At 66.8% G+C, this 16,136-nt stretch carries 15 protein-coding genes and 2 pseudogenes; 10 read left to right on the forward strand and 7 right to left on the reverse strand.

The window, feature by feature from the left end; all coding sequences use genetic code 11:
* Positions 1 to 139: 139 nt before the first annotated feature.
* The 5 genes and pseudogenes from AB0903_RS24260 to AB0903_RS24280 form a co-directional block, all read right to left on the reverse strand.
* Entirely contained in the window at positions 140 to 634 is a 495-nt protein-coding gene (locus AB0903_RS24260; protein WP_366706080.1) for a hypothetical protein, read from the reverse strand.
* A gap of 26 nt (positions 635 to 660) precedes the next feature.
* Positions 661 to 1,329, reverse strand: coding sequence for a hypothetical protein (locus AB0903_RS24265; protein WP_366706082.1), 669 nt, complete (start codon positions 1,327 to 1,329; stop codon positions 661 to 663).
* A gap of 326 nt (positions 1,330 to 1,655) precedes the next feature.
* Positions 1,656 to 2,447: pseudogene (locus AB0903_RS24270) on the reverse strand (transposase); the annotation flags it as partial.
* A gap of 406 nt (positions 2,448 to 2,853) precedes the next feature.
* The gene (locus tag AB0903_RS24275) at positions 2,854 to 3,045 is read right to left on the reverse strand and encodes a DUF397 domain-containing protein (RefSeq protein WP_366706084.1); all 192 of its coding nucleotides are present in this window, start codon (positions 3,043 to 3,045) and stop codon (positions 2,854 to 2,856) included.
* A gap of 17 nt (positions 3,046 to 3,062) precedes the next feature.
* Complete coding sequence (locus AB0903_RS24280) at positions 3,063 to 3,932, reverse strand: helix-turn-helix transcriptional regulator (protein WP_366706086.1); 870 nt, start codon at positions 3,930 to 3,932, stop codon at positions 3,063 to 3,065.
* Positions 3,933 to 4,213: 281 nt separating this feature from the next.
* Here AB0903_RS24280 and AB0903_RS24285 point away from each other — a divergent pair, with 281 nt between their 5' ends.
* The 4 genes from AB0903_RS24285 to AB0903_RS24300 all read left to right on the forward strand — a co-directional run bounded on the left by AB0903_RS24285 (position 4,214) and on the right by AB0903_RS24300 (position 7,093).
* The gene (locus AB0903_RS24285; protein ID WP_366706088.1) at positions 4,214 to 4,711 is read left to right on the forward strand and encodes an ATP-binding protein; all 498 of its coding nucleotides are present in this window, start codon (positions 4,214 to 4,216) and stop codon (positions 4,709 to 4,711) included.
* Positions 4,712 to 5,301: 590 nt separating this feature from the next.
* A complete protein-coding gene (locus tag AB0903_RS24290; protein WP_366706090.1) occupies positions 5,302 to 6,426 on the forward strand; it encodes a radical SAM protein in 1,125 nt (374 codons plus the stop codon).
* Positions 6,423 to 6,545 (forward strand): hypothetical protein, encoded by a 123-nt coding sequence (locus AB0903_RS24295; protein WP_366706092.1) that lies wholly within the window; start codon positions 6,423 to 6,425, stop codon positions 6,543 to 6,545. Before AB0903_RS24290 ends, AB0903_RS24295 begins: the two co-directional genes overlap by 4 nt.
* Positions 6,546 to 6,625: 80 nt before the next feature.
* Positions 6,626 to 7,093, forward strand: a complete 468-nt coding sequence (locus AB0903_RS24300) for a hypothetical protein (protein ID WP_366706094.1) — start codon at positions 6,626 to 6,628, stop codon at positions 7,091 to 7,093.
* Between the two features lie 135 nt (positions 7,094 to 7,228).
* Here the strand turns inward: AB0903_RS24300 and dnaE are convergent, their stop codons facing one another.
* Together dnaE and AB0903_RS24310 are read right to left on the reverse strand one after the other, a co-directional pair.
* Positions 7,229 to 10,795, reverse strand: coding sequence for a DNA polymerase III subunit alpha (gene dnaE / locus AB0903_RS24305; protein ID WP_366706096.1), 3,567 nt, complete (start codon positions 10,793 to 10,795; stop codon positions 7,229 to 7,231).
* 234 nt (positions 10,796 to 11,029) lie between these two features.
* On the reverse strand, positions 11,030 to 11,203 hold the full coding sequence (locus tag AB0903_RS24310; protein WP_366706098.1) for a hypothetical protein: 174 nt from the start codon (positions 11,201 to 11,203) through the stop codon (positions 11,030 to 11,032).
* Positions 11,204 to 11,446: 243 nt separating this feature from the next.
* On the opposite strand from AB0903_RS24310, the gene AB0903_RS24315 reads away from it, so the two are divergent.
* The 6 genes and pseudogenes from AB0903_RS24315 to AB0903_RS24340 all read left to right on the forward strand — a co-directional run.
* Entirely contained in the window at positions 11,447 to 12,745 is a 1,299-nt protein-coding gene (locus tag AB0903_RS24315) for an NYN domain-containing protein (RefSeq protein ID WP_366706140.1), read from the forward strand.
* A gap of 11 nt (positions 12,746 to 12,756) precedes the next feature.
* Positions 12,757 to 12,918, forward strand: coding sequence for a hypothetical protein (locus AB0903_RS24320; protein ID WP_366706100.1), 162 nt, complete (start codon positions 12,757 to 12,759; stop codon positions 12,916 to 12,918).
* 502 nt (positions 12,919 to 13,420) lie between these two features.
* Positions 13,421 to 14,605, forward strand: a complete 1,185-nt coding sequence (locus AB0903_RS24325; protein ID WP_366706102.1) for a helix-turn-helix transcriptional regulator — start codon at positions 13,421 to 13,423, stop codon at positions 14,603 to 14,605.
* Positions 14,606 to 14,771: 166 nt separating this feature from the next.
* A complete protein-coding gene (locus tag AB0903_RS24330; protein ID WP_366706104.1) occupies positions 14,772 to 15,164 on the forward strand; it encodes a DUF6415 family natural product biosynthesis protein in 393 nt (130 codons plus the stop codon).
* A gap of 232 nt (positions 15,165 to 15,396) precedes the next feature.
* Positions 15,397 to 15,663 carry a hypothetical protein gene (locus AB0903_RS24335; RefSeq protein ID WP_366706106.1) on the forward strand — a complete coding sequence of 89 codons (267 nt, stop codon included), beginning with the start codon at positions 15,397 to 15,399 and terminating at the stop codon, positions 15,661 to 15,663.
* A 231-nt stretch (positions 15,664 to 15,894) separates the two neighbouring features.
* A pseudogene (locus AB0903_RS24340) lies at positions 15,895 to 16,071 on the forward strand (SPASM domain-containing protein); the annotation flags it as partial.
* Positions 16,072 to 16,136 lie beyond the last annotated feature (65 nt).

Here is a 16,136-nt window from a genome sequence, read left to right on the forward strand (position 1 = left end):
GGGACGGCGAGGTTAGCTAACGGCCGCCGACGGCACGTCCGCCTCCGGACGGGCCGGGCCCGGTCGCTTGTCGTCGGATCAGGACTGCTCCGGGACAGGCGACCGGGCCCTACCCGGCGCAAGGCTTCGCGTGCACGTATTACGAGCCGGGCGGAAGTTGCTTCTTCTCGGCATAATAGGCATAGGCAAAGCCGCCGTTCTCCGAACCGGTAACGTTCGCCTCGAAACTGAGAGCGCGACCTTCGGACACGTCCACGCTCCGCTGGAAGATAGACCCGTCACACGTCTGGGAACCGGCAGCCGACTGGCCCTGTTCGCCTCCCGCCGCAACCTTCAGCCTCACTTTGGCGCCGCCCGTGCAAGTGAACGCGAAAGTCACGCTCAGCACCTCATCGGGGGCACCGGGATGCGTGTTGCCGAATTGCGGCGCCAACCGGCCGGACCCGCTCCCGAGGGACTCCCTGGTGGTGAATGCCTTGTCCAGGACGGCCTTTGCCTCACCGTCGCCGGAAATGGCCGTGGCGGCCGGTGCGGACCCCGTCGGGCTCTTGCTCAGGGCGGGCGAACCGTCCCCCTCATCCGAACTGCACGCCACCACAAGGAGCAGGGCGGCAACCGGCAGAATCAGCCACACTCTCCGGTCCGATCCCCGCCCGTGCCTCATGAGTTCTGCCGTCCGATCGACAAGTCGCCCTTCCGCGGAGCCAGGACGACGAGGGTCTTCTTCTTGACATTACAGGGCGGAGCGATCCACGTCTTGACCGCTGTCAGCTTCCAGCCGACCTGTCCCAGCACGGCCCGATACCCCTTCGAGGTGGTGTTCGTGTCGGTGACGGTCTGAGTGCCGGTCCACGTCCACGAGTTGCTGATCTTGGTATCGACGCTGACTTTGGCCTTGGCGAGGATGGCCCCCGCCTCCGCTTCGGCACTCGCCCCGATGTCCCAGGTGAAGGTGTGGGTGCCGGTCACGGTCCAGGACACTGTCTGACGAGGCAGCAGCCAGGTCGACTGGGGCTTGCCCTTGTCGGGCATGAAGTACGGCGACCCCTTGACGGTGTACGTTGGCTTGTTGTTCACCTCGGGGCAGGCCATCACGGTCGCCTCCCCCTTCCCCGGCTTGGGCAGGGCTTCGGATTCCTCGTCACCCTCGAAGGCGAAGGTGATCGTGTCGCCGGCGCCCACGACACGTCCGTCGTCCAGGACGATTTCGGCGCCCTCGGCAGGACGAGGCTCCTCGACCTCCGCGGCGGCGCCCGCGCCAACCCCGGAAAGCAGTACTGCTCCGGCGACAATGAAAGGAATTCCCGTACGCATTATGGCGCGGCTCATCGGCCCCCCGTTTCGATGAAATATTGCGAGACGGCTCCTGGTCAGGGAGCCGAAGGCGCGTCACTTTGGCTGGTCTGCGCTCACATGACGTGCACACAGCATTCTTAATACCGCGGGACATGCACCCGCAATCGAAAGTGACGCAGGTCACTTCGGAATGGGGATTCACGTACCGGCTGGCTGCGGCAAGCTCAAGAAACCCTCAAACGGTGGGAAACGGAAGGGAATCTCTCACTTTCACGTCCGTGAAATGATCCGCCCGGAGAAATGAGCTGATTCCAACCTGCTGGCGATGTCCTTCAGTTGGTCGGCTCTGCGAACACGGCCTGGTGAATCTGCTCGGTGATGGTCATGCCGACCGAGTACGAGAGCCACCTGCCCCGCTGAGCGAGCCAGGCGACGAACTCGTGGGTGCCGCCTGCGGAGTCGGTACGGATCAGCGTCCGGCGTCCGCGCCGGTACTTCTTCGGCAGTTGGGCCAGGGCGAGTTGTGCGGTTGTGATGTGGTCGGCGGCGGTGTTGCTGCCTGCGTTGCCTGGCCTGAGCAGGCCGGCCACCGGTTCCCCGCTCCCGTCGCTTCCGTGATCGACGAACGCCATCAGAGGATGGTGTCCGAAGGTCTTCTTCCATGTCGCGGTGGCGTCCTGCTTCTCGGAGTGGGCCAGCACGAGCACCCCGTCCAGGTCCACGATCACCTGCCCCGCGGCGTCCGGGGCCGCGTTCTTGGCCACGTTCCAGACGTGCTCGCGGGCTTCGGCCCGCGCGGCCCGTATCGCGTGAAGGGCCTTCGGCCCAGCCGCGGCAAGGGTATCGACGAGGCGGGAGACGGTCGGGTCGGAGGCCACCGGCCCGAACACGGCCGGCTCGGCCCGCAGCATCCCGACATCCGCGAGGCAGTCCCCGCCCAGCGCGACCGCGAGGGCCACGTCCAGCAGTATCTTCCCCGGATCGTGCACCGCCCGCGGCCGTCGCCACGGCGCAAGCGCCGTCGATATCGCCTGGTCCAGCCCAGCCTTGCGGACGGCCTCGACCAGCACCACGGCTCCGGCCTGGGACACCATCCCGTGGCCACCGCCCTCGACGCGGACGCGTGGATAGGACCCGATACGCTTCTTCACCTGGGAAGTGCCTCCGACGGTGGCAGGAACAAGGACCTCGACAATCCTTATTCTTGCTGGTCAGAGGCACTTTTCGCTTGCCTGATCACCCGTCGGACAGCTCACTTCATGAAAGCGCGAGGCTAGACCGAGGAGCACGTCAAACCCACAAGACGATCTGGGCGTTGCGAGGGACAATGGCATCACGGCCCTCACACGGGCGCAAAAGCGAGGCGGCGGGATCCGGGCCATGGACGAGAACGAGCCGGACGTCATTTCCTTCCGTGCGGGCCCCTGGTCGGGGCCGGGCCGGAGGTGGCGGGTGGCTGTCAGAGCCTTGGGGCAGAGCGAACGAAGCGCGGGGTGGTACCTCCCCAATATTCCTGGGGAGGTACCACCCCGCATGATGGGGCGGCTAAGCCGTCGATCATGCCGACGCGTAGGCCACGAAGGAGGTCCAGGCGCCAGCCGGGACGACGAGGGCGGGGCCCTGCTTGTCCTTTGAGTCGCGGATGCCGACCTGAGCGGTGAGATCCGCAATCTCGACGCACGACCCGCCGGAGTCGTTGCTGTAAGAGGACTTGAACCAGGCGGACTCTTCGGCCACATCAGGGGCCATGATGTTTGTATTGATGGCTACTTCCATTCTCGTGCTAGTTGTTGCAGGAACCCGGCTGTACGAGCCGGCGGCAGGGCGCTGTCACGCATGGCGTCGAAGCGGCGGATGTTCCTCTGTACCTCCCGCCGCTCGTCCGTGACGCTGATCGTGTTCCACATGTCGACCTGCACGACTGGGTCGAGGGCTTCGGAGAAGTCGAGAATCGCGAAGTTGCCCTCCGAGCGGTACGTCACGACATCATGCGGCAGGACCTGGATGGTCACGTTCTCGAGTTCGCCGAGCGCGACGATCTCCTCGAACTGCTCATCCATGACCTCCGGGCCGCCGACCATGCGCCTGACTGCCGTCTCGTCCATGATGACGCGTAGTTCCAGAGGGTCATTGGAGCGGGTGATCAGCTCCTTCCGCTCAAGTCGGAGCCGGACGTTCTGGTCGATGTACTCGGTCGTGGTTTCATCCACAGGCTTGGCGATCTGGTACAGGGCCCGTGCGTAGGCCTCGGTCTGAAGCAGGCCGAAGGCGAAGTTGGGCTGAAAGGCCCGCATCGTTGTGGCGTCCTGCTCCAAGCCGCGGTACGTCGGCATCTTCGACGGCATGAACGCCTTGTACGGCGTCCACGGCTCCTTGCTCAGGGACTCACGGTGCAGTTGGAGCAGAGTCTCCCGGTCCTCCCGCGGGAGGACCGGGTCCAGGAAGTCGATGAGCGCTTCAAGGTCACCCACACGAGGAAGGTCGTTCTCGCCTATTTCCACACGCGCCAGCTTGGTGTGCGAGAACCCCAGCTCCTTGGCGACTTCCTGGAGCGTCAGGTCTCTCTTCTCACGGAGCTTTCGCAGCTCCTTGCCAAGCTCTCTGCGCCGGAACGTCGCTCCGCGCTTCGCTGCCACCTGCCCGTCCTCTCCCTGTCTCTGTTGGTGCTCAACAAGCACTGTGACCGGTACCGGCGTGGGTCGTGCACCCGAGTGTGCCACCCACTGCCACCTCTGGAACAAGCCCTGTTAGTGATTGGGCATGTGCCAATTCTGTTGCTCTTGTCGGTGCGCTTGCACAGTAACTCTCACATGCGCAACGGTAGTTGAACCAGCCTGAAGCGGACGTGTTGTTCCGAACCAGCCCCCAGGGTGGAGATGGTTCGCCTGCGTGCGCCCTGATCGCGGAGGCGTGGCTCATGACTTTCACCGCACAGAGCGAGCCGGACGAGGCTGTCCGATGCGGTGAGGCCGCGGAGGCCGGCCAGGACGGCTCGCTCACCGGATGGGATGTATGTATCGAGCGCGATTCCGAGGACTGCGTAGGCCTGTCGGAGGAACAGCGCCGCTGGCCGGCTCTGCTTCGCCGCATCGCCGCTGAACACCTTGCGAAGTGGCGCCTCGCCGATATGGAAGGCGACGTGTCACTCGTCCTGACCGAGCTGGTCACGAACGCGTTTCGCTACGGCGCAGGGCCAACGATCGGTGTTCGCTGCCGACGGCTGACCGCCCACATCCGCATCGAAGTGGACGACGGCTCGCCCAAGCCGCCATGCCCGCGCCAGGCCGGGGCCGAAGAAGAGAGTGGCCGGGGCATGTGGATCGTGGCTGCCGTGGCGGACCGATGGGGGGTCAGCGACGACGGCTGCTGCACCTGGTGCACCGTGACGATTCCGGACGAGGAGAAAGCATCGTGACGTCTATGCCGCAGACGGCAGAGGACTGGAGCGAGCTGGCCGAGCTCGTGCGCAGGTTCCGAGCCGTGGCACTCCTGCCGACGATCAGACCGTTGGGAAAGCACTACGACGTGGTGATCACTGCGGCCGGCGAAGACGGTGCGCGGTTGCTCAGCATCATGGACCAACGGCCGGGTGGCTGCGGGCCCGTCATCGCCGAGGAAGGCCGACCGTGGATGTACTGGGTCGTTCCGCCCCGGACCAGCCGGCGTTGGGGCAATCCCTATGGGCAGTGTATGACTGCGCCTTGGCGGATGCCCTTTCCTCCGATGAGTCATGAGGGTCCCCCCTGGGCCGGCACTGGCTGCGCCGTTTCAGTACCGGCAAACGGGTGTGCCCCGATCACCTGGCCATGGCCCTCAACGGGGTCCAGCCGGACCTGTCACCGAACGAAGCACTTGCCGTTCTCTTGGGTGTCTCGCCGTGACCGGCCTTCCTTCGATCCGCGTGGCTCTCGCGGATGAGCGTCCCAGTGGTCCGCAGGAGCTACGGGCATCCAGTCGTCCTGGGGCCGCCCATCCTTCCCATACTCCGACTTGAAGGGGAATCACGTGCATCGGCTGATCGTGTCTCCGTTCCTTGGCGACTACCTTGTCTTATGCCCTGGCGACTCCAAGGGCCTCAAGGTGCCGGGGCACCGCTACATCGAGCTTCACCAAGCCGCGGCAGACGGCGCCCGAGTCCCGGCGTGGCTGTGCGGGCCTGTGCATCGTCAGTGGGGTCTCGATCTCCAGGACCAGAACGCCGGCACGGCGCTCCTCGTACGCGATGAACCGCCGTACGAATACGGGCGCGCCTCCTACGAGGTCAACATGGCGTGTAACTGGGAATGCCCCCACTGCTACCTCGGCCTGAAGGAAGACGCCGGAATGGCGTGGGCCGATCGCGAGAGAGTTCTTCACCTGCTGCGCGACGCCGGCGTTCTGTGGCTTCAGATCACTGGGGGCGAGCCCACCATCGATCGCCAGTTCCCCGCCGTGTACTCCCTGGCCTACGAGCTCGGCATGATGATCGAAGTCCTCACCAACGGCTCCCGGCTGCACAATCCGCTCATCCTGAGCCTTCTCACAGAACGCCGCCCCTACCGGCTCACCCTCAGCCTGTACGGCGCGACGGAGGCGAGCTACGACCGGCTCACTCAGCGCCGTGGTGCCTGGAAGTCCTTCCGTCGCGGCGTCGAAGCCGCCCTCGAAGTCGACCTGCCCGTCGAGTTCAGCGTCATCGTGACCCGCGACAACGAGCACGAGATCGACGCCATGTACGCCCTCGCGAAGTCCTACGGTGTCCGGACCCGTGAGTACGACCACATGACGCCCACCTACTTCGGCAGCGGCGAGACGCTGTCCACGCAGGCCCTCACCCGAGGAAGCCGGCGCGGTGTCTTCACCGGCTGCGACGCCGGCCATACCTCCCTGCATGTGGACCCGCTCGGTATGGCCAGCATCTGCAAGGTTGCCCGCGACAAACAGATCCCCCTTCTCACGGAGGGACTCGCCGGGCTCTCTCAGCTCGGAGGAATCGCCGACAGGGCCCTGCTGAGGCAAGGAGGGTGCAGTGGCTGCCGGCTCAGCGAGCAGTGCGGCACCTGTATGCCCCTCGCCCAGCGCTACCGCCAGGCCGGCGCTCCTCTGGGGTCCTACTGCCAACACGCACCGAAGGAGGTGACAACGCCATGAGCGCCACCGTTGAGATCAACACGCAGGCCACAGACGACGAGATCGAGGTCGTCGAGGACCTGGACGCGATCGCAGGCACCGACGTGATGCTCGGTTGCGGCAACGACAACCCGTTCTAACGGGCCGTCACACAGGTTCGGGGGCCGTCCTCTGCGGCAGCCCCCGGACCGCCCTCACCCCGCTCGGAGAAGGGAATCCCTTGACCGACGATCCACCCGTCCATCCGCACAAGACACTCACCGCGCCAGACGGCCGGCAGGTCGATATCGACATCGCGATGGTCCCTCTCATCGAACGCTTGTGGCAGATGGGACTGGCGACCACCGCGTGCTGTCAGAACGTCGGCCAAGCGACCATTGCGGTGCGCGACCAGAAAGGCATCACGGGCCCGTATCGTGGTGATGACTTCATCGCCTACCACTACGGCTGGGCGCTGCTGAAGATGCCGCGTACCGACGCCATACGGCTCGTCGACATGCTGGCGCGCGTGCCCGCGCTCACCGAGTTCATCGAGCAGCGCTGGAAGGCGGCGAGCTGGCGCATGAACGTCCCCCTCGTCCACGAGACGGGCACAACGGATCTTGCTGAGGACGCACTGCTGCACTTCCCCAGTGACCAGATCTCGGCGATTAGCCAGGCTCTCGCGTGCATCACTGGTGAGGAGTGACCAGACTCGCGAGGCGCGCCGACGGGCTGCCCCGTCGGCGCGCTGCCGTCTACATGTGCCGCGCGCGAGTGTTCGCACTCGGTGTCAAGCTGTGTCGACCTGCTGCGAGCCGGAGGCCGTGCTCCTCCTGGCTGCTCACACCACACCGATCCAGGCATCCGCACCGAAGGTCCCCTTGACGTCGGAGGCGACGGACGCGGGGTCGACGAGGAAACCCAGCTCGTACACCACGGTCTTGTCGGGGGTCTGTACCCGCAGCCGAACGGGGCTCTCGCCCTTGTGCGCGCTGAGAATGCGCTTGAGCTCCTTCACGGTCGGCTCGTTGATCTTGTGGGAGCGCAGATGCAGCTGAACGGGGGGCCTCCCGCCGTGCTCAGCGGACGATACGTCCAGCTCCTGCACCTCGCTGCCGATGATGTTCATCGTGCCGTCCCGGTCCTGGACACGGCCGCTGACGGAGACAACTGAGTCCGGGATGAGCGCGTGCCCCACGAGCTGGTAGGTGGCGGGGAAGAAGCACACCTCGATCGACGCATCTCGGTCGGCGAGCGTAATCGCTGCCCAGGCGTTGCCTTGCTTGGTCACCTTCCGGTCGACGTTGGTGATCAGGCCCGCGATCTTGGCAGGGCCTTCCTGCCCGGAGACCAGGATGTCCGTGATGGTGGTGTCGCGGTTGCGGGTGAGGATGTGCTCCGTGCCGTCGAGCGGGTGAGCTGAGACGTACAGACCCAGCATCTCGCGCTCGGTGGCGAGGAGTTGCTTGCGCGGCCACTCGTCTTCGCCGATGGGGAAATCGAGGCCGAAAGCCGGGGTGTCGTCTTCGGCGTCGCCGCCCAGTCCGGCGAACAGGTCGTCCTGGCCGTAGGCTTCGGCCTTCTTCACCGGAATGATCGCGTCGATCGCCGGCTCGTGAGCGGCCGAGAGACCCTTGCGGCTGTGACCGAGGGAGTCGAACGCGCCCGCCTTGACCAGGGACTCCACGGCCCTCTTATTCAGTGCACCGATCTCCGCCTTGTCGAGGAAGTCGGCGAAGGACGTGAACTTCCCCTTGGACTTGCGGGTCTGGACGATGGACTCGATGACACCTTCGCCGACATTGCGCACGGACTGTAGGCCGAATCGCACGTCTTCGCCGACGGCGGTGAACTCTGCGACGGACTCGTTCACGTCCGGCTGGAGCACTGTGACACCCTGCTTGCGGGCGTCGGCAAGGTAGATGGCGGCCTTGTCCTTGTCGTCTCCGACTGAGGTCAGCAGCGCGGCCATGTACTCGGCCGGGTAATTGGCCTTGAGGTAGGCCGTCCAGAACGAGACGAGGCCGTAGCCGGCCGTGTGGGACTTGTTGAACGCGTAGCCCGAGAACGGGAGCATCACGTCCCACAAGGCCTTGATGGACTCCTCGGAGTATCCGTTGTCCCTCATGCCGCCGTGGAACTTCTCCCACTCGGCGGCCAGCACCTCGGGCTTTTTCTTACCCATCGCGCGGCGCAGCAGGTCGGCGCCGCCAAGGGTGTACCCAGCAAGCTGCCGGGCGATGGCCATGATTTGCTCTTGGTAGATCAGCAGATGGAACGTGTTGCCCAGGATCGGTTCCAGAGCATCTTGAAGCTCCGGGTGGATCGGGGCGATCTCCTGGCGGCCCGTCTTGCGATGCGCGTAGTTGGTGTGCGCGTTCGCCGCCATCGGGCCGGGCCGGTACAGGGCGAGTGCGGCCGCGATGTCCTCGAACCGGCTCGGTTCCATCTGCTTGAGCAGGGTGCGCATGCCGGCGCCGTCGAGCTGGAAGACACCGAAGGTGTCGCCGCGGGCGAGGAGCTGGTAGGTCTTCGCGTCGTCGAGCGGGATCGTCTCGGTCGACAGGTCGACGCCGCGGTTCTCCCGCGCGTTCTGGATGGCCTGGTCGATGACGCCCAGGTTCCGCAGACCCAGGAAGTCCATCTTGACCAGGCCCATGGCCTCACAGGACGGGTAGTCGAAGCCGGTGATCTTGACGCCGTCGCGGGCCCGCATGTGCAGCGGGATGCGGTCGGTGAGTTTGGTCTTGGACAGGATGACCGCGGCGGCGTGCACGCCAGTGTTGCGGATCAGGCCCTCGACGCCCCGCGCGCCGTCGACGACCTTCCGCACGTCCGGCTCGTTCTCGTACAGGGCCCGGATCTCTCCGGCCTCCCCGTAGCGAGGATGCTCGGGGTCGAAGATGCCGCTGATCGGGATGGACTTGCCCATCACGTCCGGCGGCAGGGCCTTGGTGATGCGCTCGCCATGCGCGAAGGGGTAGCCGAGGAGCCGCGAGGTGTCCTTGATCGCGTTCTTGGCCTTGAGCTTGCCGAATGTGTTCACCATGGCGGTGTACTCATCGCCGTACTTCTCCGTGACGTAGCGGACCATCTGGTCGCGCTTGCGGTCGTCGAAGTCAAGGTCGACATCTGGCGGGTTGATGCGCTCAGGGTTGAGGAACCGCTCGAACAGCAGACCGTGCTCCAGCGGGCACAGCTCCGTGATGCGAGTGGCGTAGGCGACGATGGAACCGGTCGCCGACCCACGGCCCGGCCCGACCGGGATCTTGTTGTCGCGGGCGTACTTACAAATGTCAGCGACGACGAGGAAGTACGAGGAGAAGCCCATCGGACCGATGACCTTCATCTCGGTCTCGAACCGCTCCATCACCGGGTCCGGGATGGGGGAGCCGTAGCGCATCTCCAGGCCCTTGATGACCTCACGCCGAAGCCAGGACTCCTGGGTCTCACCCTCGGGCACGTCCGGGAACTGCGGCATCTCGTCGACCTCATCGAAGACCTCGTCATAGGACTCGATGCGCTCGGCGATCAATAGGGTGTTGTCGCAGGCCTCCGGCAGCTCACGGAACAGCTCCCGCATCTGCTCCGCGGTCTTGAGGTAGTAGCCGCTGCCCTGGAACCTGAAGCGGCCCGGGTCGTCCTTGTTCTTGCCGACTCCGATGCACAGCAGGTTGTCGTGCGCGTCGGCGTGCTCTTCCAGCACGTAGTGGGCGTCATTCGTGGCCAGCAGCGGGATGCTGAGATCCTTGGCCAGCCGCAGCAGCCCGTCGCGTACGTCCCGCTCGATGCTCAGGCCGTGGTCCATCAGTTCCAGGAAGTAGTTCTCCTTCCCGAAGATGTCCTGATAGGCGGACGCGACCTCCCGGGCCTCGTCGTACTGGTTCAGACGCAGCCGCGTCTGAATGGCGCCGGACGGACAGCCGGTCGTGGCGATGATCCCGCGGGAGTGCTCGGAAATCAGCTCCATGTCCATACGTGGCTTGCCGGCCGGGAACTGACCCGTGTAGCTCGCCTCGGTCGACAGATAGAACAGGTTCCGCAGTCCCTCGACGTTCTGTGCCCACATCGTCATGTGCGTGAACCGGCCGCCGCCGGAGACGTCCTTCGAGCCTTCGCCATCGTCGGACATGGCCCGCTGCCCGCCGGGGCCCCAGAACTCCTGCTTCCGATTCCGGCGCGAGGACGGAGCGACGTACGCCTCGATCCCGATGATCGGCTTGACGCTCCCGAAGCCCTTGGCCACCTGCTGGAACTCGTAGGCGCCGAACATGTTGCCGTGGTCGCTCATGGCGATGGCAGGCATGCCCTGGCGCTCGACCTCCGCGAACATCGGCTTGAGGCGCTGAGCGCCGTCGAGCATCGAGTATTCGGTGTGATTGTGCAGGTGAACAAAGCTGTCGGCCACCGGGCAGCACCTCCGGGGTAGATCGAGGGGAAGGCTCCACCCTATCTCCGAAGCGGCTCCCGGACGCGCGAAACGGTGACCTTGAGGTATCACTCAAAGTAGCTTGGCGGGGCGCCCTGTGATCCCCATAGCTTTCGGCGCGGACCGCGTACCGTCCCGCCCGCAGAAGGGGCGCTCCCGTCGTCACGGGAGCGCCCCTTCTGGCGTTACGCGTCATGCGTCAAGGCAGTCCGGTCAGTTGTGGCCGAAGCGCTTCTGACGGCCCTTGTGGGCCACGTCGGACGGAGTGACCGACTGCGAACGCTGCTCGGCCTGCGCTTCCATCGAGGAGCTGCGGGCCTGCTCGGTGCCGCGCTCCGCGGCAGATGACTTGTTCTGACTGCGTTCCTGCTTCTTGTTCTTGGCCATGGGATGCCTCCTGTGGGGTCGAGGGCCTGCCCTGAGGTGGGCCGCGACCAGACTCACATAAGCATATATCCAGCGCATTTTGGATCATCGCGGACCGTAATCACCCCTCGATACCGGGGGCGGGGGCGCGATCCGCCACGCCGATGATCGAGTTCCGGCCGTTAACCCTCCCGGGGTCGGGCAGACTCGAAGGAAAGCCGGAACAATCCCCGATCCGAAGCACCGTTGAGCTCGCGAAAGAGGGTGGTACGCGTGGACCGCTGCGTCGTCCTGGTGGACGCCGGCTATCTGCTGGGCGCTGCCGCCAGCCTGCTCGCCGGCGAACCCGCCCGATCGCGGATCACCGTCGACCACGCCGCCCTCATCCAGGGCCTGCGCGAACTCGCGGAAGCCGACACCGAGCGGCCCCTGCTCCGTATCTACTGGTTCGACGGCGCTCCCGACCGCGTGCCCCAGCCCGAGCACCGGCGGCTGCGCGTGATGCCCCGGGTGACCGTCCGGCTCGGTGCTCTGACCCGCAGCGACGGCCGCTGGGCGCAGAAGGGCGTCGACGCGGCGATGCACGCGGAACTCACCGAACTGGCCAGGAACCGTGCCTGCTCCGACGTGGTGCTGGTGACCGGCGACGGTGATCTGCTGCCCGGACTGATGTCGGCCAAGGAGCACGGCGTCGCCGTGCACCTGTGGGCCGTGCAGGCCGCGGACGGCGACTACAACCAGTCCGAGGACCTCGTCGCGGAGGCCGACGAGCGCCGGGTGCTCGACCGGGTGTGGATCACCCGCGCCGTACGGGCCAAGGAACTCGCCGGCGTCTGCCCGCCTCCGCCGGTGCCCCGGCCCGAGATCGCGGCCATCCTGTCGGCGCCCCTGCCGGAGTCCGCCCTCGCCGCGGCCGCCGAGCGCGCCGAGGACGCCCTGCGCAACGGCGCCCGCACGGCCACCCCCACGGACAACGGCACGGAGCCCGCGCCCGCCCCCGCCAAGGGCGTGCCCACCCCCAAGGACCTCGCCGGACTGCGCGCCCCCGGCCAGCAGCCCGCCCCGCCCACCGCGCCCACCGCGGCCCACCCGTCGAACGCCACCCTGCGCTGGTCCTCCGACAAGGGGTGGATCGAGCGGCCCGGCGGCGGAACGGTCGGTGAGCCGCCGGAGACCGCGTCCCTGCCGACCCTGGCCCAGCTCACCAGCGCCGAACAGCGCTGGGCCGACCGCGAGGAGGACATCACCACCGTCGGCGGCGACCCGTTCGAGGTCGGCCAGGTCTTCGCGCGGCGCTGGATGGAGCGGCTGCCGGAGAACGGACATGTCCAGAAACTGTCCACCCTGTACCCGCGCATCCCGCACCGCATCGACGGCGAACTGCTCCGCTACGCCGCCCGTTTCGGTCTCCTCGCGCACAAGGACGACCAGATCGACGAGCACGACCGGTACGCGATCCGGGCGGGATTCTGGCGCGAGATCGACGTACGGACCGCCGCCGAGCACGGCCCGACGAGCGAGCACCCGGGGCCCGAGGGCATCCGGGGCGGACGGACTCCGTAGCCTCGGAGCGCATGCGCGGGGTTCACCAAGCTGCACGCAAGCTCGACGTGCTCGTGGAGCGGTCCGACCACACCGAGCGGCGACTGTCCGCAGCAGAGAAGGAGACGGCCAGGCTCGCAGCGAGGACGAGCGCCCTCGAGCGCCGCGTCCGGCTTCGCGGCCTCGCCCTGTAGGGGGTGTCGTGAACGACTCGACCTCAACTGATCAGCCCGTGGAGCGTCGGGTCGACATGACTGCCCGCGACGTCGCCCTTCTCGTGGACGGGATGCCCTCGAGTCCCGGGACCCACCGCCGGAGGTGCAGATGGCCACGAGGTCGTCGATCGTGATGTGGGTGTACAGGATCTCGAGCTGCTCGCCGTCGATACGGCCCGCTTTGAGGTTCCATGAGCACGAGGTGTCGAAGCCGCTGGGGCGATCGCGTTTGTGTCGAACATGACGCGTCTCATGGCCGGAAACGACACGGCGGTACTGACCATGAGCCCAAAAAGGTCGTGATCTGAACTTCGTCGGCCTGTCGAGAGGAGTCCGAACTCCCGTTCACGTCGGGAGGGAACATTCGGCGTGCGCCCACCCACATGCAGATGGTCCCACCGCTCGTGCGGCGGGGTCATCTGCGTGTACCGGTCCTGCGGGCGGCGGTACGGTTCTGGTGTCGAGTCAGAACGGAGTCCGTATGCATGCTCTGCCACATGACCGCACCGGCGCGCGCATCAAGAGGTTGCGCCTTGAGCGGCATCTCACGCAGCGTGCTCTCGCCGACCTGTCGCAGGTCCCGTACAGCACGCTCACGAAGACGGAACAGGGCGTCATCCCGGCCAGTCCGCACCTGATCGCCAAGTTGGCCCGGGCGCTGCGAGTCGAGGTCGCCACGATCACCGGCCAGCCGTACGTGACCGAGCTGCGCGCTGACGAACTGGATGTTCTGATACAGCCCATCCGCGAGTCCCTGGACGTCTACGACCTCGGGTCGGATCCCGACGTGAAGCCGCGTCCGTACCGGCTGCTCCACGACGACGCCGAAGCAATGCTGGTCGCCGTACGAGCCGGAGAGATCAAGCAGACCGCCGGCCAGCTTCCGGCTCTGATCGTTGAGGCGACCACGGCGGCCCACACCGCGGGCACCACCGAGGGATGGTTGCTCCTGGCCAGCACGTACCGGACGGCCTACGACGTTGCCTCCAAGCTCGGCTTCTCCGACCTCGCCACGATCGCCCTGTCCCGAATGGAGTGGGCGGCGCAGCGCGGGTCGGACGCGGTGGTCGGAGGCATGTATCGCTATATGCGGGCGCTCACGTATCTGCGCGCCGGGCAGTACCGGACGGGGGACCGTCTCATCCGCATGGGGCTGAACATCCTCGAGCAGGCGGACGGCGGCCGTCGGCGGGACGTCCTCACCGGGCAGCTGCACCTGGGCGCCGCGGTGATGTCCGGCCGTGCGCAGGACAAGGCCCGCGCCGAGGGCCACCTCGCAGAGGCGGAGAGGTTCGCAGGCGTCACCGGCGAAGCGGTTGACGTGCACTGGCTCGCCTTCGGGCCGACCAATGTCAAGGTCCACAGGGTCAGCGTGCTGGCAGAGCTCGATCAGTACGACGACGCCGCCAGGGCAGGTCACGGGCTGACCATCCCCAAGGACTGGCCCGCGTCCAGGCGATCCCACCACTACGCGGAGGTCGCTCGCGCGCAGATGTGGACGGGCCAGCTGGATACGGCGTTCGCGAATCTGCTGCGCGCTCGCAAGGCGGCACCCCAGCAGGCGAGGTACCACCAGACTGTCCGCGAAACGTACGCAGGGCTGGAGGCGGCGAAGCGCCAACTGCCCGACAGCTTCCTCTCGTACGGTTCCTGGCTGGGAGTCTGACTGACTGCCAATCTCTGGCCCCGACTATCAACATGCCGTGATAGTCGGGGCCTTCCCATGGGCGCAGCATGTCATCAGCCACCGGCAAGGAGGCCGGATACGGCAGTACCCCGGCGACCGCTCGAACGGTCCCGGGGCATGGCCAACGCTTACGAGGAGCGTCGACATGCAGCAACGTACAACGCCACAGACACCCGCCGCGACAACCGGCCGGGATCCACGGCCGGTTGACATCGCCACGATGCGCGAGACGGTGCGCCGTCTGTACGCGTACGGCGTGACCGAATCGTCCCCGCTCGAGGATCTCGACGACATCACCGAGGCCCTGCGCGGCCACGTGCGGCTCATGGTCCCGGAGCTGCGGGCCCTGGTCCGCTCGCAGCCGGCCGGTGACGTCACCGCCCAGATCGCGGAGGTCGGGGCGGACGAGGCGTGGCGCCGGCTGAACACCACGCCCGGCTTCGGCCCCGACGCCGCCTACCGCCGGGCCCGGAAGCTCGCGATGTCCGTCCAGTCGCTCTGCGACCACTACGAGACGCTCAACCCGCCGGCTCACTGAGTCACTGCTCCACACCCATGGCGACCGAATCGGGTCAAGGGTCGCACCCCCAGACGCTCGCCCCGGCCGGTGGACCGGAAACCCCGGCCGGGGCGAGCTCCCCGCTCGGACCGGTTCCGGTCAGGACCGTGTCCGCAGCGGGACCGTCGGCCCCCCGGTCCAGTCCCCCCAGGACTGTGACCGGGGCGGGCTTCTTCACCTCACCAACCCATCTGAAAGGAGCTCAACACCCATGACCACAGCCGTCCGTCCCGCGCCGCTCGAGGCCGCGGCCGCAGGGATCCTCTCGGTCGAATGCGAACTCACCGGCAACTGCCGGCTCGAGTGCTCGCACTGCTGCACCCTGTCCGGGCCGAAGGTCTCCCACGGAGCGATGACCCTCGCCGACTGGCAGCGGGTCGTCGACTCCAACCTGACCCACGTCCGGCCCGCGATGTGGGCGGCGTTCGAGCAGTACGGCGTGCGGCTGGCCACCAGCTACTACAGCGACCGGCCGTAGGAGCACGACCGGATCACCCGTGGCCGCGGCAGCCACGCCAGGACCCGCCGCAACATCGTGGAGGCCCTTGGGCGCGGCATCCGCCTGCGCGTCGGCATCGTCCACGTCGACGACGGGCAGCGCGTCGACCAGGCCGAAGCGGAACTCCGCTCGCTCGGCATCACGGACATCCGCATCGACCGCGCCCGCGGGGTCGGACGCGCGGCCGCCGGCTCCGACACCATCCCGAACGTGAGCGAACTGTGCGGCCGCTGCTTCCACAACCGTCTCGCCGTCTCCCCGGACGGCGACGTGTACGGCTGCGTCCTGTCCCGCTTCCTGCCGACCGGGAACGTCCGCCACAAATGCCTGGCCGACATCGTCCGCAGCGAGCAGTTCGTCCAGGCCCGTTCGCGGATCCCCGACGCAGGCGCCGCCTGCACGCCGGACGACTCGAGCGACTGCAATCCGGCCAGGACCCCCGCCTGCAACCC

The sequence above is a fragment of the Streptomyces sp. NPDC048389 genome (genome assembly GCF_040706335.1).
Classification (GTDB): Bacteria; Actinomycetota; Actinomycetes; order Streptomycetales; family Streptomycetaceae; genus Streptomyces.